This is a genomic window from Clostridiales bacterium (genome assembly GCA_015243575.1).
Lineage (GTDB): Bacteria > Bacillota > Clostridia > Peptostreptococcales > Anaerovoracaceae > Anoxybacterium > Anoxybacterium hadale.
In genome coordinates this window covers 4,646,273-4,670,620 of the sequence record CP042469.1, presented here as the reverse complement: position 1 = coordinate 4,670,620, position 24,348 = coordinate 4,646,273, and the positions used below count along the sequence as shown (strand labels likewise).

The 24,348-nt window shown below is 46.0% G+C and carries 2 protein-coding genes, 2 tRNA genes and 7 rRNA genes; 1 reads left to right on the top strand and 10 read right to left on the bottom strand.

From position 1 onward, the window contains the following. Nucleotides 1-109: 109 nt before the first annotated feature. The 6 genes from FRZ06_20465 to FRZ06_20440 form a co-directional block, all read right to left on the bottom strand. Nucleotides 110-185, bottom strand: a tRNA-Ala gene (locus FRZ06_20465). 161 nt (nt 186-346) lie between these two features. Continuing rightward, nucleotides 347-1,870: ribosomal RNA gene (locus FRZ06_20460) — 16S ribosomal RNA — on the bottom strand. A 730-nt stretch (nt 1,871-2,600) separates the two neighbouring features. After that, complete coding sequence (locus FRZ06_20455) at nt 2,601-9,761, bottom strand: hypothetical protein (protein QOX65559.1); 7,161 nt, start codon at nt 9,759-9,761, stop codon at nt 2,601-2,603. Between the two features lie 988 nt (nt 9,762-10,749). Next, nucleotides 10,750-10,866, bottom strand: a 5S ribosomal RNA gene (rrf, locus tag FRZ06_20450). Between the two features lie 60 nt (nt 10,867-10,926). Next, nucleotides 10,927-13,823, bottom strand: a 23S ribosomal RNA gene (locus FRZ06_20445). Nucleotides 13,824-14,136: 313 nt separating this feature from the next. Then, a 16S ribosomal RNA gene (locus FRZ06_20440) occupies nt 14,137-15,660 on the bottom strand. Together the 16S, 23S and 5S rRNA genes form the textbook arrangement of a ribosomal RNA operon. Nucleotides 15,661-16,981: 1,321 nt before the next feature. Here FRZ06_20440 and FRZ06_20435 point away from each other — a divergent pair. Then, on the top strand, nt 16,982-17,227 hold the full coding sequence (locus tag FRZ06_20435) for a hypothetical protein (GenBank protein QOX65558.1): 246 nt from the start codon (nt 16,982-16,984) through the stop codon (nt 17,225-17,227). Nucleotides 17,228-18,227: 1,000 nt separating this feature from the next. Here the strand turns inward: FRZ06_20435 and rrf (FRZ06_20430) are convergent. The 4 genes from rrf (FRZ06_20430) to FRZ06_20415 all read right to left on the bottom strand — a co-directional run bounded on the left by rrf (FRZ06_20430) (nt 18,228) and on the right by FRZ06_20415 (nt 23,486). Then, a 5S ribosomal RNA gene (gene rrf, locus FRZ06_20430) occupies nt 18,228-18,344 on the bottom strand. A gap of 149 nt (nt 18,345-18,493) precedes the next feature. Further along, nucleotides 18,494-21,379: ribosomal RNA gene (locus FRZ06_20425) — 23S ribosomal RNA — on the bottom strand. A gap of 349 nt (nt 21,380-21,728) precedes the next feature. Continuing rightward, nucleotides 21,729-21,804: transfer RNA gene (locus FRZ06_20420), tRNA-Ala, on the bottom strand. Nucleotides 21,805-21,965: 161 nt separating this feature from the next. Beyond that, nucleotides 21,966-23,486: ribosomal RNA gene (locus FRZ06_20415) — 16S ribosomal RNA — on the bottom strand. Between the last annotated feature and the right edge of the window lie 862 nt (nt 23,487-24,348).

Genomic DNA, 24,348 nt, shown 5'->3' with positions numbered 1-24,348 from the left:
TTGCTCTTCCTGATCCCCTGTGAAGATCATTGGAGTTCTGTGTTGTTTTGGGAATCTACAGCATCAGCGGCTTTTTCCCCGTTAAAAAAGAATCTTCTAAAAAGATTCATGGTGGAGAATAAGAGGATCGAACTCTTGACCCCCTGCGTGCAAGGCAGGTGCTCTCCCAGCTGAGCTAATTCCCCATGCTTGTTAAAATTCCGCATTGCTTCGTTGCAGGTTCCTTCGTGCTTGCTTACGTATATTAATACGTGCCCATCGCACTCACTCGCTGCGCCTTGCTCTGCGAAATTCTTCCGGCGCATACACGCCAATTTATTAAACTCATAGTGCAGAAATTTAAGTCTCCTTAGAAAGGAGGTGATCCAGCCGCACCTTCCGATACGGCTACCTTGTTACGACTTCACCCCAGTCATTGATTTCGCCTTAGGCAGCCTATTAACTGACCGACTTCGGGCGCCCCCAACTTCCATGGTGTGACGGGCGGTGTGTACAAGACCCGGGAACGCATTCACCGCGACATTCTGATTCGCGATTACTAGCAACTCCGACTTCATGTAGGCGAGTTGCAGCCTACAATCCGAACTGGGACTGGTTTTTGAGATTTGCTCCACGTCACCGTCTCGCTTCTCTTTGTACCAGCCATTGTAGCACGTGTGTAGCCCAGAACATAAGGGCATGATGATTTGACGTCATCCCCACCTTCCTCCGAGTTATCCCCGGCAGTCTCACTAGAGTGCCCAGCCGAACTGCTGGCAACTAATGACAAGGGTTGCGCTCGTTGCGGGACTTAACCCAACATCTCACGACACGAGCTGACGACAACCATGCACCACCTGTCTCCTCTGCTCCGAAGAGAGATCCCGGTTAAGGGACTGTCAGAGGGATGTCAAGTCCTGGTAAGGTTCTTCGCGTTGCTTCGAATTAAACCACATGCTCCGCTGCTTGTGCGGGTCCCCGTCAATTCCTTTGAGTTTCACACTTGCGTGCGTACTCCCCAGGCGGAGCACTTAATGCGTTAACTGCGGCACCGAAACCTTGCGGCCCCGACACCTAGTGCTCATCGTTTACGGCGTGGACTACCAGGGTATCTAATCCTGTTTGCTCCCCACGCTTTCGTGCCTCAGTGTCAGTTACAGTCCAGAAAGTCGCCTTCGCCACTGGTGTTCCTCCTAATATCTACGCATTTCACCGCTACACTAGGAATTCCACTTTCCTCTCCTGCACTCAAGTCTTGCAGTTCGCAAGGCTTACAATGGTTGAGCCATTGCCTTTCACCCCGCGCTTACAAAACCACCTACGCACTCTTTACGCCCAATAATTCCGGATAACGCTTGCCCCCTACGTATTACCGCGGCTGCTGGCACGTAGTTAGCCGGGGCTTCCTCCAAGGGTACCGTCATTTATTCTTCCCCAAGGACAGAGCTTTACGACCCAAAGGCCTTCATCGCTCACGCGGCGTTGCTGCATCAGGCTTTCGCCCATTGTGCAATATTCCCCACTGCTGCCTCCCGTAGGAGTTTGGACCGTGTCTCAGTTCCAATGTGGCCGATTACCCTCTCAGGTCGGCTACTGATCGTTGCCTTGGTAGGCCGTTACCCCACCAACTAGCTAATCAGACGCAGGCCCATCCCATACCGATAAATCTTTGGCGAAGAAGCCATGTGACTCCCTCGCGTTATGAGGTTTTAATCCCGGTTTCCCGAGGCTATCCCTCTGTATGGGGCAGGTTGCCTACGCGTTACTCACCCGTCCGCCGCTCTCTATACTCTCACTCGACCGAAGTTTCATTTAAGTATATACCGCTCGACTTGCATGTGTTAGGCACGCCGCCAGCGTTCATCCTGAGCCAGGATCAAACTCTTAATAAATGGTATTTAATACTTGATTACTCAAGCAGTTAAATCTTGCTCAGTAAAACGCGTTTGCGTTTCGCTTTGTTCTAATTTTCATTTGCATATTTTCATATGGCATACGAATCTCAGAATTATTGTTTTTTTTCAAAGAATTGTACGTTGACTCCTTCAAACAAGTTTGAATTTGTCTTACCAATCATTGCTGATTGTATTTGTACTTTAGTTTTCCGAGATCAGCTAAGATCTCTTTGACTAAATTTCTGCACTATGGAGTTGTCAAGGTTCATCGCTTCTTTCGAAGCATCCGCGTTTAGCGAACTTTTATATCATATCGCATCTACGCTTCTTTGTCAACCCTCTTTTTTAACTTTTTTTCGGCTCCTTTCGAAGCTCGACTGTCCGTCTTTTGAGGGCTGCCCCTTCAGCAGGTTCTTGTCCTGTCTGTGAGGCGCTTAGTTATACTACCAAATATACCTATCTCTGTCAACCCGTTTTCCACACTTTTTTTCAATATATTTAGTATTTATTGAAATTTGAGGTATTAAGCATGTATTTTTATGTGATTATGTGCTATTTCAGAGATTCCTGATGTATTCAGAAGATTATTGATGGTGAATCGTGCAGCAAATTGCTTCTATTATTACAGCGAATTAGTCATGTGTTTTTTCCTGGCTTGATTTCGTTTTTTGCTGTAAACGAAAAAACGGGGTTTCCAAAATATAAGGAAACCCCGCATACATGTAACTACCGATTATATAAGTTATAAATAATCACAGCAGTTTCAGCCCTTGTTGCCGTTTTTTTCGGGTTTATGGAATTGCCGCTTCCTTTTATAACTCCTGCTTCAATTAAAGCAGCAACATCTTTTAATGCGTAACCGCTTATTTGTGAAGAATCAGAATATCCTTTCATCTCTGCATCAGAAGCAGTTCCTAAAGATCTCCCTGCCATATTCATCGCTCTTGCTGAAAGTACCATCATGTCTTCCCTTGAGATCTTGGCATTTGGATCGAATTTATTGTTACCGACTCCTGTTGTAATTCCAAGAGCTCTTGCTGTTGCCAACGCTTCTGCATAATATGCGCTCGGACTTACATCTGAAAAGTTGCCTTGTGGTTTTGCAGTTAATCCCAGTGCCTTTACAAGCATGACCATGAAGTCTGCCCGCTTAATATCGGCGGAAGGATGAAAGGTTGTTTCAGAAGTACCGTTAATAACACCTTTCGCTGCCATTACTTCTATTTCCTTGCTTGACCAAGGATATCCACCAATGTCTCCAAAACTCTTCACAACATATGCCACTGCATAATTGCCGGAGTGTGTTGTTGTAAATGTTACAGTACCAGTTTCAGAATCATATTTACCTGTCGGAACCGGTACTGCCTTTCCCTCTTCATCTACATACCATATGACAATATGCTCGGGATTAGCAAGTTCGCCTGCTGTGGGTGTATAAGGAATTCCTACCGTCACAGGCGCCTGCGGATTGCTCCAGGTTGTTTCTTTGCCGTTGATACTGACATTGAGAGCTATTGCCGGTCTCTCACCAATTTGTGACCTTACCGCCGAACCAAACATGTCTCTATCTGTTTTGGCTATGGTAAGTCCTACATTGTTCGCCCCTGCTGCATTTGCTGTATCAAGCATGTTTCCAGGAACGGATACCCTACCAAGCTCAGTTGCTATATCGATTTTCTTTGCTGCATCAGACATCAAAACAGTTGCAGGCACCACTATTTCATATGCGCTGGCCCCCTCAGCCTTCGGTACATTTATTTTAGCCTTATCTGCAGTTGTCAGTGCTTTGGTCAATGCGTTTTCATCAATGGCAGTTGATGCCTTACCGGTACTGTTCATTACGGTCTCAGATACAGGAACGACATCTGAGACATTTTCTGTTGGTGTTTGTGTTACTGGTGTAGTCGGTTTCGTAGAGCCGCTTCTCTTGCTGACTGTTACCAAACAGGTTGCTGTTTTTCCTCCGTCTAAAGTAGTTGCCGTTATGTTGGCTGTTCCGGTTGCCTTCGCAGTGACCAAACCGGTACTGTCCACAGTAGCGATACTGGTATTGCTGCTTGACCAGGTTACATCCTTGTTTACAGCAGTGGCTGGTGTGATTTCTGCTATCAGCTGACCGTGGGCACCTACCTTCAAGGCCATTGTTGCCTTGTCAAGTTTAATACTGCTTACCTTCTCTGAGGCTTCCAGCTCCTGATAACGTGCTTCTGCCGCTTCCAAATCAGCGTAGTTATCAACGAGTGCCTTCTGTTCCTCTGTCAGCGCGTTATACGCTGCCCTTGCAACATTAATATCTGTCTTGCTGCTCAAAGTAACCTCACCGATTGAATTGATTAATTCCTTTACGGTTTCGACCGTCTGAGCCAATAATAGCGCTTCATATTCTACTTCTGCCGCTTCCAGCACTTCATCGTTGTCAACGAGTGCCTTTTGTTCCTCTGTCAGTGCATTATACGCTGCCCTTGCAGCATCAATATCATCCTTGCTATACAAGGTAACGATGCCGATTGCGTCAATCAGTTCCCGGACAGTTTGGATTGCCTCAACCAACGCTTCATAGCGTGCTTCTGCTGCTTCCAGATCAGCGTAGTTATCAACGAGTGCCTTCTGTTCGTCGGTCAGTGCGTCAAAAGCTGCTCTTGCAGTATCAATATCTTCCTTGCTGTCCAGGGTGACAATGCCAATTCCATGAATCAGCGCTTTTACGGTTTCTGCTTCTGCATCAACAACACGGATTTCTCTTTCATATAAGAAATGTGGGTTGGCAACACTGGTCCCTTTTACAACCGCAGATCCTACTCCAATTGCTTTAATTAAGCCTTCGTTGGTTACCAGCAACACACTTTCGTCACTTGAGGTCCAGCGAATGTTTTTTATTGATGCATTATCTGGAGCAATTGAAGCATCAAGCTGGGCAGTTGTCCCTTTTTCTAAAATTGATGCATTTCCTTGCACCTCAAGATTGGAAACAGGTATTGGCGCTCCATTATAATCCGTTACGGTTACCTCACAACTGTCACTGACCTCTTCATGGATGGCAGAACGTGCCGTAATAACCGTCGTACCCGTCGAGATTCCCGTAATGATCCCTTTATCGGATACGGTTGCTATTTCTGGGTTTGAACTTTCAAAGATGATGCTCCCATCATTTAAGTAGGGGGGATCTGTAATGACAGACGCTGTTTTCTTGTTGCCTCTTAAAACAGATAGTTTCTCTGATGCAAACTGAATCGAATTCACATCTGTTTCGACCAGATTTCCCATTACCTCAAATTCATATATGGAATATCCATATTTGGTGTTGCCTCGCAAAATTCCTTTCATTCGTACATAACGACCTTGTACTGGCTCATTCAGCACATACTTCTTCCAGCCTTCTGCACCTGATCTTTCCATTACTGCAGTAGTAATATTCGCCTCATCATCATACACCTGTATATCATATTCCTTGCCATAAGATGCTTCCCACATCAAATTGATCTGATAGATATTACATCTCGTTCCCAGGTCAATGGTATACCACTGACCTTCTGCTCTTGCTGAAGCCCAGCGGGTTGAAGTACTGCCGTCAATCGCTGCAAGCGGATTACTATTGGTGGTGTCATTTCCACTTGTAGTGGCTGTTTTGCCAATTGCAAGATTTCCAAGTACAATGCTTTGGGATTTAAAGGATAGTACGCGAAGCTCATATAGTGAGTAGGCAGCCGGTGCCTGTGTTCCGCTTAATTTGATAAAGCGATATTTCTTTGCACTATCAAGCTCTACCCATACATTACCGCCTTTTCCCTTTGTTTCAGTATAAAGCGTTTCCCATACGCTGCCATTCTGAGAACCCTGAACCACATAATTTGTTGCATACTGCTGCCAGTTAAGCTCAATGACATTAAACTCCTTGGGAGAACCAAAGTCTATCTGCAGCCACTGAGTTGCGCCTGCATTGGATTCCCAGCGTGAAAGATAATCTCCGTCGACCGCTTTACTCGGCGCATATCCGGATCTTTCAGAGCTTGCTGTCGTACCTGCTTTTAGTGCAACATTTTGTGAAGTACGAACATTGATACTTTCACTAATGTCTTTTTCCGTTCCAAGGACCGTAGCTTTCAGAACTGCCGTTCCAAGATCCTGCGCCTGTAAGGCACCTGTTAAGGTATTCACTGAAGCAATATTCTTATTCGAAATTGTGTAGCTTATTTCACCAGTGGCATTCATCGGTGCCAGTTTTACTGCTGGTAATAATGTGTAGTTCAGTACCGCTTCAAGCTGATGATCTCTAAAACGTATCTTCTGAATGGGGGCAATTTCATGGACATATGACAGTTTAATATCCGATAGAGCAATAGAATCAGCTTCACCGCTTACTGTCAGCAATAAATAATTCGTTCCTACGTCCAGATTTGGAATGTTGTATACTACTTTATTGTAGTCCCCATAATCACCAGCCACATTCACTTGGTTGCTGGAAATATTCTTAAAATCAGATCCATCTGCCGAAGACTGAAAGGAAACATTCCCTGCGTTTTCCTTTGAAATATAAGCGGTAAGTTTTGCATCCTGTATATTGGTATAACTGTAAAGCAGGGTTGCATCATCAGAACCGCTCTTGATGAGAATATCTTTATCACCGCCGAATTTAACCCCGTCACCCAGCATATACGCAGCATCCCCATTGATCTCATATGCTCTGGAATCATCCAGCATGGTATCCATTACCACACGATCGGAAGCCCATGCATAATTGATTACTAGTTTTGAAAGCTGCGGCGCCCAAATTTTGGTATTGTTCGAGACAACAATCTTAATAAACTTTATGGAATGATCCAAATCTCCTGCATTGGTATACACAAGCTTGCTCCACTTATCCTTGGTTACCGCTGGCCCTGTTGCTGTCGCAGGAATTAGTGTCCAATTCTCATTATCTGGAGAACCATAAATTTCAAGAATTGTATTATCGCTTGCACTTACTCCGTAATCATATGTGGTAAGTTCAAAATCTACCGGTGAAGGAGCATAGTACGTGATATATTCCGCACGCCTTGGATTCGTTTTATCAGCGTCATTTCTCTTGATACGTGTGTCATCCCCATTATAATAAGTACCTGCATTGGAAGAGTCAGTGGCCCAGCCTCCTGAATAGCTGACCGTCTTGGAGAAATCCGCAAACTCGTCGATTAAGGTTCTTGTATTTCCAATTACATAGGAGCGTTCTGCCGAGAGCTCGCCTTCTCCTGAATCATTGATGGCTTGCACGGCAAAGTAATAAGTTGTATTCGCGTTTAATCCTCTGATTTCAGCAGTTGTCCCTGAAGTAACAAGTGAGTCAGTATACTCACCACTTACAGTCCCGTAGACAAGTTTGTATCCCGATGCACGCATTGCTTCTTTAAAATTGACGCTCAGTGTATCGTCACTTAAAAACATTCCTGTAATGGCTGTTTCTCCAGGCAAATCCAGTGCTTTAAAAGAAAACTCTGCTTCAATTGGATTTCCTACAGACTTATCGACATCGATCTGAAGCCTGATGGAGGGTGAAGTTTGAATGACTTTAATGCGGTTATCTTTTGAAATAACCCCCGCAGCCTCCCTGTTAATCTCAACCATAATTGAGTCAGTATTTCTTTGTGTAGTATCGGTAAGAGCGAAACTCAGTTTGTCATCATCTTCTTTGATCATGATAGAGGATGCTTTATCCACTGATAAATAATTTTCTACTCCCATTGCATCAATGGACTCATATTCATTTTTCCAGAAATTCGCACCCAGGGTATGCAGCGTTTTCTCATATACAGCATGTACATTCGTGTCTTGCCGGACGATATAAATATCGCTGGAGTCTGCATAATTTTCGACCTGAGCCGCGTTGGTACCAGGCAGCAGAACATAGGCATAGCCATCATCTACAGGTTTTGCGCCGTGATCAATCCACGTGGTAAGGTAATTAGCTGTTTGAATCGTTTCATCAACATTATAGGAACCTAAATCAGTCCATTTTCCGGTACGGGTTTCGCGGACTGCGCCAATTCTGGCTTTATTAGGAAAATAAACACCAATATTGGATCCCTTAACGTTTCCTTCGATTAATGCCCATGTTACATCATCAAAGCTGCTGTTCCATCCAAGCTCATTGGACTGCTTTTCCCCATCAACAATGAAATCATTATCCTTTGTTATGTAATGGTTGTCTATGGTTGTTTCGACTTTATTATTATGGTTAGAGGAAATATCAGTTCCCAGTGCTACAATCTCATCATCGAACATAAACCAGGATTTTTTTGCACTGACTTGCGTACTGCCGCTTGAAATCTCCAGTCCAGCAGTACTGTATAAACTCTTTAAGGTTGTGCTTCCTGCAAACGCACTTGCGTTGGTATGGCTGCCAACTGTAATACCATTTACAGCAGTTACTCCGGAGAGACGATACCAATTAAGCGTTGGCTTTTGAAGCGTAAACTGCCCAATATCAGGTGTATAAACATACGTCTGCCCAAGCCCTGTGTACCAACCCTTTTGATTGCTGTCGCCCACCTCATATGTTTTGATATCCTTGCTGTACATCGAAAGACCAAAGGTGAACTTATCGTTCGTGTGAACAGTTCTGACACCCTTGCCGAACGTATAACTTTTCTCAACGTTTGAAACGGGTGTGATTGAATCATCATTAATAATTTCCAGCGTCTTTGAGAGGTTATATACAGGGAACAGATACCACGCAACTCCCGCACCTTCGTTCAGAGTGAGTATTGCATTTTCATTATTCATCCATTCCTTAATCATTCCCTTAAATCTTCTGCCTTCTTGCTCCGGTAGGGATTCAGAAAACAGTAAGACGTCAAGGCTGATTGTTATGCCTGCATAAGCATCAGTAGTATCCGTACGGGTGATTTCACGTCCTCTTACCATATCCATAAAGATACCCTTATACATGAAAGGGACATAGCTTTTTTCTACAATTGTAGGCATATTATCTCTTTCGGTACCCTTAATTTCCCATGGAGAACCATCAAGCATATAAATGAAATGACTGATATCAGAAAATGCTTCTTTCCCATAACCCCCATTATACACGACAGTTCCATGTTGCATAAAAGTACCATCTGCATAGTATCCATCGCCACTGGTGACATATCCCATATAAGTTGGGACATCATTCTTTACATAATTTAGAGTTTCTCCATCTTTCAGAAGAATACCCGCATACATTCGGACGCGGTCTCTCCATAAAGCATTAGCCCCAACGTACATATAGGAATCGCCGCCGGTTTTGGTTGTAGCTTTGAGCGCCGTTGCCGCATATGCCTGAATTTGATCTGCTGGCATATAATCACTCATAAGCAATACTGTTTCAAGAAGATAAATCGGGCCCCCGATTTCCCAGGTAAACCAATTTCCATATGGGTTAGAGTCTACACCTATCTTATAATGATTTTTATAAATATAATCAAGTCCGCGAAGTATCTCATTTTTTAGTTTTTCATTCTGGTACAAATCACAACCTTTGGTTTGATATGCTAATGCCATAAACTTCAGGCTTCTGATTGTAAACTGGGTATTATTCGAATCAGCATATGCATCACTGCGCTTCCCAAGGATATATTCTGCCCAAAGGTAATCGTTGCTTCCCCATCCAGGTGTTGGGCTTTGGTTCATCCTATCAAGCAAATCCTGAGCCACATCGTTTATCGACCGAAGTAACCCCTGCATGTTGGGATCTTCAGGATTATAATCACCACCCTTGGCCAGATACTGCCATTTCTCTCGAAGCCTGTCATAATCATCTACTGTTTCCTCATCTGCGAAAACAGTTATATTGCTCAAAACCGTTGTAAGTACCATTGTGAGAACTAAAATTAAACTCACTATACGTTTTCGTTTCATAATTTGTCCTTTCATAAGTTGATTCACCCAAAAGAGCTTTCATTGATAGTAAAAATAGTATTTTGAAATATACTCTAGACAAATATTACGCAACCCAAATTAATTACAAACTTTAACTTACCTCCTCCTTTAAACGAAAACAAGCGGCCAAAATAGCTGCTTTAAATATCACTTGCACCTCTCATTTTTTGCCGTTTTTCTTCTCCACTCAAATTGACTAAACAGTGTTAATTGATTTACTTTGTTAATAGATTAAAGCAATTACGTAACTATGTCAACTGTTTTTTCTTAAGTTAACCATTTTCTACAAGTACACTATTTTGTTTCTACGTTAATCTTGGTCGTTTCGATCCGTTTCTCTCCCTGCTGTCCGGTTTTTCACTGCGACTAAAGTCGCGTAAAACAGGCACCTGCTCCGCCAATTGACGGGCTGCAGATTACTTCGGAAAGCAGATCGTCATCAAGACATAGAAAAAAGACACCCCTAATGGAATGTCTTTTTTCTAAAAACCGGCAACGTTCAGCACTACGCGCCTCTCTCCGACTCGAGAACGGATCTACCTTTTGTCCATTTGATCCGTTCCCTCCCTGCTGTCCCGTTTTGCATTAAAAAAGCACACTGCATTTTGCAATGTGCTTTTTTGTAAAACCGGCAACGTTCAGCACTACGTGCCTCTCTCCGACTCGCTTCGCTCGCATGCTGTCCCGTTTTGCATTAAAAAAAGAAGCTACCTAAGTAACTTCTTTTTTTGCAAAACCGGCGACGTCCTACTTTCCCAGGCAACGTGTCGAACTCCGTTCTCCACTCCGACTCATGAACGGAAACTCCCACGTCGTTTTTTCCGTTCTTTCGTTCGCTGTCCTGTTTTACACTGCGGCTAAAGCCACGTAAAACAGGCACCTGCTCCGCCCATTGGCGGTCAGCAAGTTACTTAGGAAAGTAGTATGTTGAATCTCAAGACATAGAAAAAAGACACTCCGAATGGAATGTCTTTTTTCTAAAAACCGGCGACGTCCTACTTTCCCAGGCAGCTGCCCGCCAAGTATCATCAGCGCTGAAGAGCTTAACTACTGTGTTCGAGATGGGAACAGGTGTGACCTCTTCGCTATAGTCACCGGATATTGAAGGTATCATGTACCCTCAAAACCGAACAATGTCAAAATATTTTACCTTGAAATCAATGGTCAAGCGTTCGACCTATTAGTATCGGTCAGCTGAATGCATTGCTGCACTTACACCTCCGACCTATCAACGTGATAGTCTCTCACGGGTCTTACCATTTCTGGAGGAAATCTATTCTTGTGGGGGGCTTCGCACTTAGATGCTTTCAGCGCTTATCCCGTCCATACATAGCTACCCAGCCGTGCTCTTGGCAGAACAACTGGTGCACCAGAGGTATGTCCATCCCGGTCCTCTCGTACTAAGGACAGCTCCACTCAAATTTCCAACGCCCACAGCGGATAGGGACCGAACTGTCTCACGACGTTCTGAACCCAGCTCGCGTACCTCTTTAATGGGCGAACAGCCCAACCCTTGGGACCTACTTCAGCCCCAGGATGAGACGAGCCGACATCGAGGTGCCAAACACCCCCGTCGATGTGGACTCTTGGGGGGTATAAGCCTGTTATCCCCGGGGTAGCTTTTATCCGTTGAGCGATGGCCCTTCCACTCGGAACCACCGGATCACTAAGCCCGACTTTCGTCCCTGCTCGACCTGTATGTCTCGCAGTCAAGCTCCCTTCTGCCTTTACACTCTTCGCGCGATTTCCGACCGCGCTGAGGGAACCTTTGGGCGCCTCCGTTACTCTTTAGGAGGCGACCGCCCCAGTCAAACTGCCCACCTGACACTGTCCTGACGCTGGATAACAGCGCACAGTTAGAATTTCAACGTTACAAGAGTGGTATCCCAACGGTGACTCCACCAAAACTGGCGTCCTGGTTTCATAGTCTCCCACCTATCCTGTACATGCAACGCCGAAATCCAATATCAAGCTACAGTAAAGCTCCACGGGGTCTTTCCGTCCTGCTGCGGGTAACCGGCATCTTTACCGGTACTACAATTTCACCGAGTCTATTGTTGAGACAGTGCCCAGATCGTTACGCCTTTCGTGCGGGTCGGAACTTACCCGACAAGGAATTTCGCTACCTTAGGACCGTTATAGTTACGGCCGCCGTTTACTGGGGCTTAAGTTCATGCCTTCGATTGCTCTAAGCAGTCCCCTTAACCTTCCAGCACCGGGCAGGCGTCAGCCCCTATACATCAGCTTTCGCTTTAGCAGAGACCTGTGTTTTTGGTAAACAGTCGCCTGGGCCTTTTCACTGCGGCCAGCTTGCGCTGGCACCCCTTCTCCCGAAGTTACGGGGTTATTTTGCCGAGTTCCTTAACAATAGTTCTCTCGCTCACCTTAGGATTCTCTCCTCATCTACCTGTGTCGGTTTGCGGTACGGGCACCTACGATCTCGCTAGCGGCTTTTCTCGACAGTGTGAAATCAGCTGCTTCGGTACTTTAATTTCCCTCCCCATAACGCCTCAGAATTGATCCGGCGGATTTGCCTACCAGATCTCCCTTGACGCTTAGACGCGCTCAACCAACGGCGCGCTCAGCTTATCCTTCTGTGTCCCCACATCGCTCAAACGATTTTCGGTGGTACTGGAATCTCAACCAGTTGTCCATCGCCTACGACCTTCGTCCTCGGCTTAGGTCCCGACTTACCCTGAGTGGACGAACCTTCCTCAGGAAACCTTAGATTTTCGGTGGGCAGGATTCTCACCTGCCTTACGCTACTCATGCCAACATTCTCTCTCGTATGCAGTCCACCATACCTTACGATACAGCTTCTACCCGCATACGATGCTCCTCTACCAATGATTCGTTAGAATCATTCCAAAGCTTCGGTAGTAAGTTTTAGCCCCGTTTATCTTCGGCGCAGAGCCACTCGACTAGTGAGCTATTACGCACTCTTTAAATGAGTGGCTGCTTCTAAGCCAACATCCTAGTTGTCTATGCAGCTCCACATCCTTTTCCACTTAACTTACATTTTGGGACCTTAGCTGTTGGTCTGGGCTGTTTCCCTTTCGACTATGAAACTTATCTCACACAGTCTGACTCCCAGTAAACAATATCTCGGCATTCGGAGTTTGATAGTTTTCGGTAACCGGTGAAGGCCCCTAGAACATTCAGTGCTCTACCTCCGAGTATCTTTGACTGAGGCTAGCCCTAAAGCTATTTCGAGGAGAACCAGCTATATCCGGGTTCGATTGGAATTTCACCGCTATCCACACGTCATCCCAGCCTTTTTCAACAGACATGAGTTCGGTCCTCCATATCCTTTTACGGATACTTCAACCTGCACATGGATAGGTCACCCGGTTTCGGGTCTACAGCATGCAACTTGACGCCCTATTCAGACTCGCTTTCGCTTCGGCTCCGGTGCTCCAGCACCTTAACCTTGCTACATACCATAACTCGTTGGCCCGTTCTACAAAAAGTACAAGGTCACTTGCGCTCCCTTTGCTTGTAAGCATAAGGTTTCAGGTTCTATTTCACTCCCCTCCCGGGGTTCTTTTCACCTTTCCCTCACGGTACTATTCTCTATCGGTCACTAGGTAGTATTTAGCCTTGGGGGGTGGGCCCCCCTGCTTCCCACCAGGTTTCACGTGCCTGGTGGTACTCTGGTGCCACTCTATGATTAGTCCATTTCGCCTACGGGGCTTTTACCCTCTACGGCCGAACTTTCCAGTTCGCTTCGACTATGAACGCTTCACGTTATGAGTGGTCCACAACCCCGGATAAATCCGGTTTGGGCTCTTCCCGTTCGCTCGCCGCTACTTAGGGAATCGATGTTTCTTTCTCTTCCTCCGGGTACTTAGATGTTTCAGTTCCCCGGGTTACCTCCTCTGTACCTATGAATTCAGTACAGGGTACTTGCGCATTACCACAAGTGAGTTTCCTCATTCGGAAATCTGCGGATTGACGGATGTTTGCTCCTGCCCGCAGCTTATCGCAGCTTGCCACGTCCTTCTTCGGCTCCTAGTGCCAAGGCATTCACCTTATGCTCTTATTCACTTGACCAAAAGTGATTTGCTGTCTGCGTTAGACAGCGTTGGTTTACTTTGTTAATTAACTCAGTAATTTTTTCTGGTTTCTCGGTTCAAATTATTGAAATTGTAGTTAAAACCCTTTACAGTCTCTTTCGATCCGTTAAGATCTAGAAAAGACTTTACTTAGTTTTTAACTTTTGCTGTGTATTTCTACACAACCTCGATTTCGTTGTTAATTCGAAATATATTTTGCATTGTTCAGTTTTCAAGGTACATTGCTCTTCCTGATCCCCTGTGAAGATCATTGGAGTAAAATGTATATAACTCATAGTGCAGAAATTTAAGTCTCCTTAGAAAGGAGGTGATCCAGCCGCACCTTCCGATACGGCTACCTTGTTACGACTTCACCCCAGTCATTGATTTCGCCTTAGGCAGCCTATTAACTGACCGACTTCGGGCGCCCCCAACTTCCATGGTGTGACGGGCGGTGTGTACAAGACCCGGGAACGCATTCACCGCGACATTCTGATTCGCGATTACTAGCAACTCCGACTTCATGTAGGCGAGTTGCAGCCTACAATCCGAACTGGGACTGGTTTTTGAGATTTGCTCCACGTCACCGTCTCGCTTCTCTTTGTACCAGCCATTGTAGCACGTGTGTAGCCCAGAACATAAGGGGCATGATGATTTGACGTCATCCCCACCTTCCTCCGAGTTATCCCCGGCAGTCTCACTAGAGTGCCCAGCCGAACTGCTGGCAACTAATGACAAGGGTTGCGCTCGTTGCGGGACTTAACCCAACATCTCACGACACGAGCTGACGACAACCATGCACCACCTGTCTCCTCTGCTCCGAAGAGAGATCCCGGTTAAGGGACTGTCAGAGGGATGTCAAGTCCTGGTAAGGTTCTTCGCGTTGCTTCGAATTAAACCACATGCTCCGCTGCTTGTGCGGGTCCCCGTCAATTCCTTTGAGTTTCACACTTGCGTGCGTACTCCCCAGGCGGAGCACTTAATGCGTTAACTGCGGCACCGAAACCTTGCGGCCCCGACACCTAGTGCTCATCGTTTACGGCGTGGACTACCAGGGTATCTAATCCTGTTTGCTCCCCACGCTTTCGTGCCTCAGTGTCAGTTACAGTCCAGAAAGTCGCCTTCGCCACTGGTGTTCCTCCTAATATCTACGCATTTCACCGCTACACTAGGAATTCCACTTTCCTCTCCTGCACTCAAGTCTTGCAGTTCGCAAGGCTTACAATGGTTGAGCCATTGCCTTTCACCCCGCGCTTACAAAACCACCTACGCACTCTTTACGCCCAATAATTCCGGATAACGCTTGCCCCCTACGTATTACCGCGGCTGCTGGCACGTAGTTAGCCGGGGCTTCCTCAAGGGTACCGTCATTTATTCTTCCCCAAGGACAGAGCTTTACGACCCAAAGGCCTTCATCGCTCACGCGGCGTTGCTGCATCAGGCTTTCGCCCATTGTGCAATATTCCCCACTGCTGCCTCCCGTAGGAGTTTGGACCGTGTCTCAGTTCCAATGTGGCCGATTACCCTCTCAGGTCGGCTACTGATCGTTGCCTTGGTAGGCCGTTACCCCACCAACTAGCTAATCAGACGCAGGCCCATCCCATACCGATAAATCTTTGGCGAAGAAGCCATGTGACTCCCTCGCGTTATGAGGTTTTAATCCCGGTTTCCCGAGGCTATCCCTCTGTATGGGGCAGGTTGCCTACGCGTTACTCACCCGTCCGCCGCTCTCTATACTCTCACTCGACCGAAGTTTCATTTAAGTATATACCGCTCGACTTGCATGTGTTAGGCACGCCGCCAGCGTTCATCCTGAGCCAGGATCAAACTCTTAATAAATGGTATTTAATACTTGATTACTCAAGCAGTTAAATCTTGCTCAGTAAAACGCGTTTGCGTTTCGCTTTGTTCTAATTTTCATTTGCATATTTTCATATGGCATACGAATCTCAGAATTATTGTTTTTTTTCAAAGAATTGTACGTTGACTCCTTCAAACAAGTTTGAATTTGTCTTACCAATCATTGCTGATTGTATTTGTACTTTAGTTTTCCGAGATCAGCTAAGATCTCTTTGACTAAATTTCTGCACTATGGAGTTGTCAAGGTTCATCGCTTCTTTCGAAGCATCCGCGTTTAGCGAACTTTTATATCATATCGCATCTACGCTTCTTTGTCAACCCTCTTTTTTAACTTTTTTTCGGCTCCTTTCGAAGCTCGACTGTCCGTCTTTTGAGGGCTACCCCTTCAGCAGGTTCTTGTCCTGTCTGTGAGGCGCTTGGTTATACTACCAAAGTTATGCATTGCTGTCAACCCTTTTTATAAATAATTTCTAACTTCTTTTGAAGCCATAATTTATGGTTCGGGGTCGGCCCCTTCTTAAGGTTCGTATCCTGTCTGAAAGGCGCTTGGTTATACTACCAAAGTTATGTGTTACTGTCAACCCAATTTCTCAAATTAATTTAACTTATTTAGAAGTAATAATTCATGGTTTTGGATTGTCCCCTTCTTAAGGTTTTTGTCCTGTTTGAAAGGTGCTTGGTTATACTACCAAAGTTATGTATCACTGTCAACCCTTGTCCGATAATTATTTCAACTTATTTTTAAGTATAAATTTCAGTTCGGGGTTGGCCCCTTCTTAAGGTTCGTGTCCTGTCTGAAAGGTGCTTGGTTATACTATCAAAGATACTCTCTGCTGTCAACCCTATTTCTATTTCTTTTGTTGTTATCTTACGATAATGTCAGTATGTAAACTATCGAGCGAAAATGTCACCCCTGTTGTTGAATTACTTTATGAAACATGATTTGATAAGTTTGACTCGGACAACTGAATAGGCTGGATATCTTTCTGAACATCGCGGGATCGAAGTCTCCTATTCGACTCTGTATAGTATTCTTACTAAGGCTGATATCAAGTCACCTAAGAAGCGACTCAGGTTCAAGCCACATCGAAAGCGAAAGCGACATCCCCAAGCAAGTCTGCTGCTACCAAGTCAATGCTACTCCTTATGCTTGTTAAAGGAGATGGAGAATAGTATTCCATACATGGGGGCTATTGATGATTCTACCCGCAAGATTAACGCTCTTTACATGTGCAAGAATGAGTGTCCTCACGGATACTTCTAAATGCTCAGAAGGACCATTTAGAAGTATGGAATTCCTTGAGTCTTTATGCTGACAGGCTTACCATATTTCAGTCCCCCAACAAAGCACGAATTATTGATCCGTCGATCACGGTGAACGATACTCAATTCGGAAGATTTCTCAGAGAACTCTCTGCCGAACTTTTCTCTGCCCGCTCTCCACAAGCTAGAGTAAGAATCGAATTTGCAGTTGAGCTGAGCCTCGCTGATTCCATGTTCCACAAACCTTCTGATGGAATGAATCGACTATATCCTCTGCGTTAAGGAAGATCGGACAGTCGATGCAGAAAGAGTCTTCTCCTCCTCTAAAAAAGCTTCAAGGTAGAAGAAGGTGCTTATTCTGGAATAATTCCTCCCAATGCACGCTGCATGATTCTCACTGGTCCTAAGTTCTTTGGGGAAACCGACCGTGATATCTTCTCTATGCTCGAAGATATCTCTCTTAGTAAAGCGGCACAGACATTTTTATATTCTTTCCTGGTTGGGTTAGTTGGGGGTGACATTTTCGCCCGATAATTAACTCAATCTAGGAGTGACATTTTCGAATGTTATTGACGCCTTATTTCTATTTCTTTTTTCTGGTGACAATGTCATTTGTAAACGATCAAGCTATAATATCATTTGAGTTAAATCTCGAGTAAAGTCGCATTCACTTCTATACGAGTCTGCGGACAATGCCCTTCACTCCGACTCACCTAAGGATCTCATCTCTTAGCTCTGATCCACTGCTCCCTGATGTTCTGTTTGCACAGTAGCTGAAGCCGGGAAAAACCGGCAACGTTCAGCACTACGTGCCTCTCTCCGACTCGAGAACGGATCTACCTTTTGTCCATTTGATCCGTTCTCTCCCTGCTGTCCCGTTTTACATTAAAAAAGCACACTGCATTTTGCAATGTGCTTTTTTGTAAAACCGGCAACGTTCAGCACTACGTGCCTCTCTCCGACTCGCTTCGCTCGCATGCTGTCCCGTTTTGCATTAAAAAAAGAAGCTACCTAAGTAACTTCTTTTTTTGCAAAACCGGCAACGTCCTACTTTCCCAGGCAACGTGTCGAACTCCGTTCTCCACTCCGACTCATGAACGGAAACTCCCACGTCGTTTTTTCCGTTCTTTCGTTCGCTGTCCTGTTTTACACTGCAGCTAAAGCTGCGTAAAATACGCACCTGCCCCGCCACTTGGCGGTCAGCAAGTTACTTAGGAAAGTAGTATGTAGAATCTCAAGACATAGAAAAAAGACACTCCGAATGGAATGTCTTTTTTCTAAAAACCGGCGACGTCCTACTTTCCCAGGCAGCTGCCCGCCAAGTATCATCAGCGCTGAAGAGCTTAACTACTGTGTTCGAGATGGGAACAGGTGTGACCTCTTCGCTATTGTCACCAGATCTTCTTGTTTATCCTTTTACTCACTGCATGCATTAAGTAAAAGGTTTTCACAAGTTTGAATCGTATTCACGATTTTTGAAAGTACATTTTCAAGATAGTTGTTGTACCCTCAAAACTGAACAATGTCAAAATATTTTACCTTGAAATCAATGGTCAAGCGTTCGACCTATTAGTATCGGTCAGCTGAATGCATTGCTGCACTTACACCTCCGACCTATCAACGTGATAGTCTCTCACGGGTCTTACCATTTCTGGAGGAAATCTATTCTTGTGGGGGGCTTCGCACTTAGATGCTTTCAGCGCTTATCCCGTCCATACATAGCTACCCAGCCGTGCTCTTGGCAGAACAACTGGTGCACCAGAGGTATGTCCATCCCGGTCCTCTCGTACTAAGGACAGCTCCACTCAAATTTCCAACGCCCACAGCGGATAGGGACCGAACTGTCTCACGACGTTCTGAACCCAGCTCGCGTACCTCTTTAATGGGCGAACAGCCCAACCCTTGGGACCTACTTCAGCCCCAGGATGAGACGAGCCGACATCGAGGTGCCAAACACCCCCGTCGATGTGGACTCTTGGGGGGTATAAGCCTGTTATCCCCGGGGTAGCTTTTATCCGTTGAGCGATGGCCCTTCCACTCGGAACCACCGGATCACTAAGCCCGACTTTCGTCCCTGCTCGACCTGTATGTCTCGCAGTCAAGCTCCCTTCTGCCTTTACACTCTTCGCGCGATTTCCGACCGCGCTGAGGGAACCTTTGGGCGCCTCCGTTACTCTTTAGGAGGCGACCGCCCCAGTCAAACTGCCCACCTGACACTGTCCTGACGCTGGATAACAGCGCACAGTTAGAATTTCAACGTTACAAGAGTGGTATCCCAACGGTGACTCCACCAAAACTGGCGTCCTGGTTTCATAGTCTCCCACCTATCCTGTACATGCAACGCCGAAATCCAATATCAAGCTACAGTAAAGCTCCACGGGGTCTTTCCGTCCTGCGGGTAACCGGCATCTTTACCGGTACTACAATTTCACCGAGTCTATTGTTGAGACAGTGCCCAGATCGTTACGCCTTTCGTGCGGGTCGGAACTTACCCGACAAGGAATTTCGCTACCTTAGGACCGTTATAGTTACGGCCGCCGTTTACTGGGGCTTAAGTTCATGCCTTCGATTGCTCTAAGCAGTCCCCTTAACCTTCCAGCACCGGGCAGGCGTCAGCCTATACATCAGCTTTCGCTTTAGCAGAGACCTGTGTTTTGGTAAACAGTCGCCTGGGCCTTTTCACTGCGGCCAGCTTGCGCTGGCACCCTCCCGAAGTTACGGGGTTATTTTGCCGAGTTCCTTAACAATAGTTCTCTCGCTCACCTTAGGATTCTCTCCTCATCTACCTGTGTCGGTTTGCGGTACGGGCACCTACGATCTCGCTAGCGGCTTTTCTCGACAGTGTGAAATCAGCTGCTTCGGTACTTTAATTTCCCTCCCATAACGCCTCAGAATTGATCCGGCGGATTTGCCTACCAGATCTCCCTTGACGCTTAGACGCGCTCAACCAACGGCGCGCTCAGCTTATCCTTCTGTGTCCCCACATCGCTCAAACGATTTTCGGTGGTACTGGAATCTCAACCAGTTGTCCATCGCCTACGACCTTCGTCCTCGGCTTAGGTCCCGACTTACCCTGAGTGGACGAACCTTCCTCAGGAAACCTTAGATTTTCGGTGGGCAGGATTCTCACCTGCCTTACGCTACTCATGCCAACATTCTCTCTCGTATGCAGTCCACCATACCTTACGATACAGCTTCTACCCGCATACGATGCTCCTCTACCAATGATTCGTTAGAATCATTCCAAAGCTTCGGTAGTAAGTTTTAGCCCCGTTTATCTTCGGCGCAGAGCCACTCGACTAGTGAGCTATTACGCACTCTTTAAATGAGTGGCTGCTTCTAAGCCAACATCCTAGTTGTCTATGCAGCTCCACATCCTTTTCCACTTAACTTACATTTTGGGACCTTAGCTGTTGGTCTGGGCTGTTTCCCTTTCGACTATGAAACTTATCTCACACAGTCTGACTCCCAGTAAACAATATCTCGGCATTCGGAGTTTGATAGTTTTCGGTAACCGGTGAAGGCCCCTAGAACATTCAGTGCTCTACCTCCGAGTATCTTTGACTGAGGCTAGCCCTAAAGCTATTTCGAGGAGAACCAGCTATATCCGGGTTCGATTGGAATTTCACCGCTATCCACACGTCATCCCAGCCTTTTCAACAGACATGAGTTCGGTCCTCCATATCCTTTTACGGATACTTCAACCTGCACATGGATAGGTCACCCGGTTTCGGGTCTACAGCATGCAACTTGACGCCCTATTCAGACTCGCTTTCGCTTCGGCTCCGGTGCTCCAGCACCTTAACCTTGCTACATACCATAACTCGTTGGCCCGTTCTACAAAAAGTACAAGGTCACTTGCGCTCCCTTTGCTTGTAAGCATAAGGTTTCAGGTTCTATTTCACTCCCCTCCCGGGGTTCTTTTCACCTTTCCCTCACGGTACTATTCTCTATCGGTCACTAGGTAGTATTTAGCCTTGGGGGGTGGGCCCCCCTGCTTCCCACCAGGTTTCACGTGCCTGGTGGTACTCTGGTGCCACTCTATGATTAGTCCATTTCGCCTACGGGGCTTTTACCCTCTACGGCCGAACTTTCCAGTTCGCTTCGACTATGAACGCTTCACGTTATGAGTGGTCCACAACCCCGGATAAATCCGGTTTGGGCTCTTCCCCGTTCGCTCGCCGCTACTTAGGGAATCGATGTTTCTTTCTCTTCCTCCGGGTACTTAGATGTTTCAGTTCCCCGGGTTACCTCCTCTGTACCTATGAATTCAGTACAGGGTACTTGCGCATTACCACAAGTGAGTTTCCTCATTCGGAAATCTGCGGATTGACGGATGTTTGCTCCTGCCCGCAGCTTATCGCAGCTTGCCACGTCCTTCTTCGGCTCCTAGTGCCAAGGCATTCACCTTATGCTCTTATTCACTTGACCAAAAGTGATTTGCTGTCTGCGTTAGACAGCGTTGGTTTACTTTGTTAATTAACTCAGTAATTTTTCTGGTTTCTCGGTTCAAATTATTGAAATTGTAGTTAAAACCCTTTACAGTCTCTTTCGATCCGTTAAGATCTAGAAAAGACTTTACTTAGTTTTTAACTTTTGCTGTGTATTTCTACACAACCTCGATTTCGTTGTTAATTCGAAATATATTTTGCATTGTTCAGTTTTCAAGGTACATTGCTCTTCCTGATCCCCTGTGAAGATCATTGGAGTTCTGTGTTGTTTTGGGAATCTACAGCATCAGCGGCTTTTTCCCCGTTAAAAAAGAATCTTCTAAAAAGATTCATGGTGGAGAATAAGAGGATCGAACTCTTGACCCCCTGCGTGCAAGGCAGGTGCTCTCCCAGCTGAGCTAATTCCCCATGCTTGTTAAAATTCCGCATTGCTTCGTTGCAGGTTCCTTCGTGCTTGCTTACGTATATTAATACGTGCCCATCGCACTCACTCGCTGCGCCTTGCTCTGCGAAATTCTTCCGGCGCATACACGCCAATTTATTAAACTCATAGTGCAGAAATTTAAGTCTCCTTAGAAAGGAGGTGATCCAGCCGCACCTTCCGATACGGCTACCTTGTTACGACTTCACCCCAGTCATTGATTTCGCCTTAGGCAGCCTATTAACTGACCGACTTCGGGCGCCCCCAACTTCCATGGTGTGACGGGCGGTGTGTACAAGACCCGGGAACGCATTCACCGCGACATTCTGATTCGCGATTACTAGCAACTCCGACTTCATGTAGGCGAGTTGCAGCCTACAATCCGAACTGGGACTGGTTTTTGAGATTTGCTCCACGTCACCGTCTCGCTTCTCTTTGTACCAGCCATTGTAGCACGTGTGTAGCCCAGAACATAAGGGGCATGATGATTTGACGTCATCCCCACCTTCCTCCGAGTTATCCCCGGCAGTCTCACTAGAGTGCCCAGCCGAACTGCTGGCAACTAATGACAAGGGTTGCGCTCGTTGCGGGACTTAACCCAACATCTCACGACACGAGCTGACGACAACCATGCACCACCTGTCTCCTCTGCTCCGAGAGATCCCGGTTAAGGGACTGTCAGAGGGATGTCAAGTCCTGGTAAGGTTCTTCGCGTTGCTTCGAATTAAACCACATGCTCCGCTGCTTGTGCGGGTCCCCGTCAATTCCTTTGAGTTTCACACTTGCGTGCGTACTCCCCAGGCGGAGCACTTAATGCGTTAACTGCGGCACCGAAACCTTGCGGCCCCGACACCTAGTGCTCATCGTTTACGGCGTGGACTACCAGGGTATCTAATCCTGTTTGCTCCCCACGCTTTCGTGCCTCAGTGTCAGTTACAGTCCAGAAAGTCGCCTTCGCCACTGGTGTTCCTCCTAATATCTACGCATTTCACCGCTACACTAGGAATTCCACTTTCCTCTCCTGCACTCAAGTCTTGCAGTTCGCAAGGCTTACAATGGTTGAGCCATTGCCTTTCACCCCGCGCTTACAAAACCACCTACGCACTCTTTACGCCCAATAATTCCGGATAACGCTTGCCCCCTACGTATTACCGCGGCTGCTGGCACGTAGTTAGCCGGGGCTTCCTCAAGGGTACCGTCATTTATTCTTCCCCAAGGACAGAGCTTTACGACCCAAAGGCCTTCATCGCTCACGCGGCGTTGCTGCATCAGGCTTTCGCCCATTGTGCAATATTCCCCACTGCTGCCTCCCGTAGGAGTTTGGACCGTGTCTCAGTTCCAATGTGGCCGATTACCCTCTCAGGTCGGCTACTGATCGTTGCCTTGGTAGGCCGTTACCCCACCAACTAGCTAATCAGACGCAGGCCCATCCCATACCGATAAATCTTTGGCGAAGAAGCCATGTGACTCCCTCGCGTTATGAGGTTTTAATCCCGGTTTCCCGAGGCTATCCCTCTGTATGGGGCAGGTTGCCTACGCGTTACTCACCCGTCCGCCGCTCTCTATACTCTCACTCGACCGAAGTTTCATTTAAGTATATACCGCTCGACTTGCATGTGTTAGGCACGCCGCCAGCGTTCATCCTGAGCCAGGATCAAACTCTTAATAAATGGTATTTAATACTTGATTACTCAAGCAGTTAAATCTTGCTCAGTAAAACGCGTTTGCGTTTCGCTTTGTTCTAATTTTCATTTGCATATTTTCATATGGCATACGAATCTCAGAATTATTGTTTTTTTTCAAAGAATTGTACGTTGACTCCTTCAAACAAGTTTGAATTTGTCTTACCAATCATTGCTGATTGTATTTGTACTTTAGTTTTCCGAGATCAGCTAAGATCTCTTTGACTAAATTTCTGCACTATGGAGTTGTCAAGGTTCATCGCTTCTTTCGAAGCATCCGCGTTTAGCGAACTTTTATATCATATCGCATCTACGCTTCTTTGTCAACCCTCTTTTTTAACTTTTTTTCGGCTCCTTTCGAAGCTCGACTGTCCGTCTTTTGAGGGCTGCGCCTTTCTTTCAGAGCGTTAAGCTCGTCTCGAAAGGTGCTTATTCATAGTATCAAAGATGCTTGTTTCTGTCAACTCATTTTTGTGACTTTTTTCATCTTTTTTTACCATTCTGCTTTAGGATTCAATACCTCTGACAGAATCTAGACTGGCTGTTCACAAATCTAGGATTTGTAATTTCCGTCGGCTTTCACTATGAATGTCAAGATCTCAGAATTTACTGAAGCACTTGACAGTAATGATAATCTTAACAAACACGGCAAGCATTGTCAACCTCTTTTTGTAACTTTTTATCTAATTATAAGAGTAATTGCATAAAGTAGCCCGAATTCATTTTTAACACCGCTATTTTCCAGTCTAAACAGTGTTCATACCTATTATATATCATTTTTTTATTCTTATACATTCGGAAATTTATCTTTGCATAGTCAGAAGAAAGAAGACCCCTTGCCCAGATTGG

What these genes read in the sequence shown, in the direction of transcription:
- FRZ06_20455 (QOX65559.1), bottom strand. Translation starts at nt 9,761, where the DNA reads ATGAAAGGACAAATTATGAAACGAAAACGTATAGTGAGTTTAATTTTA.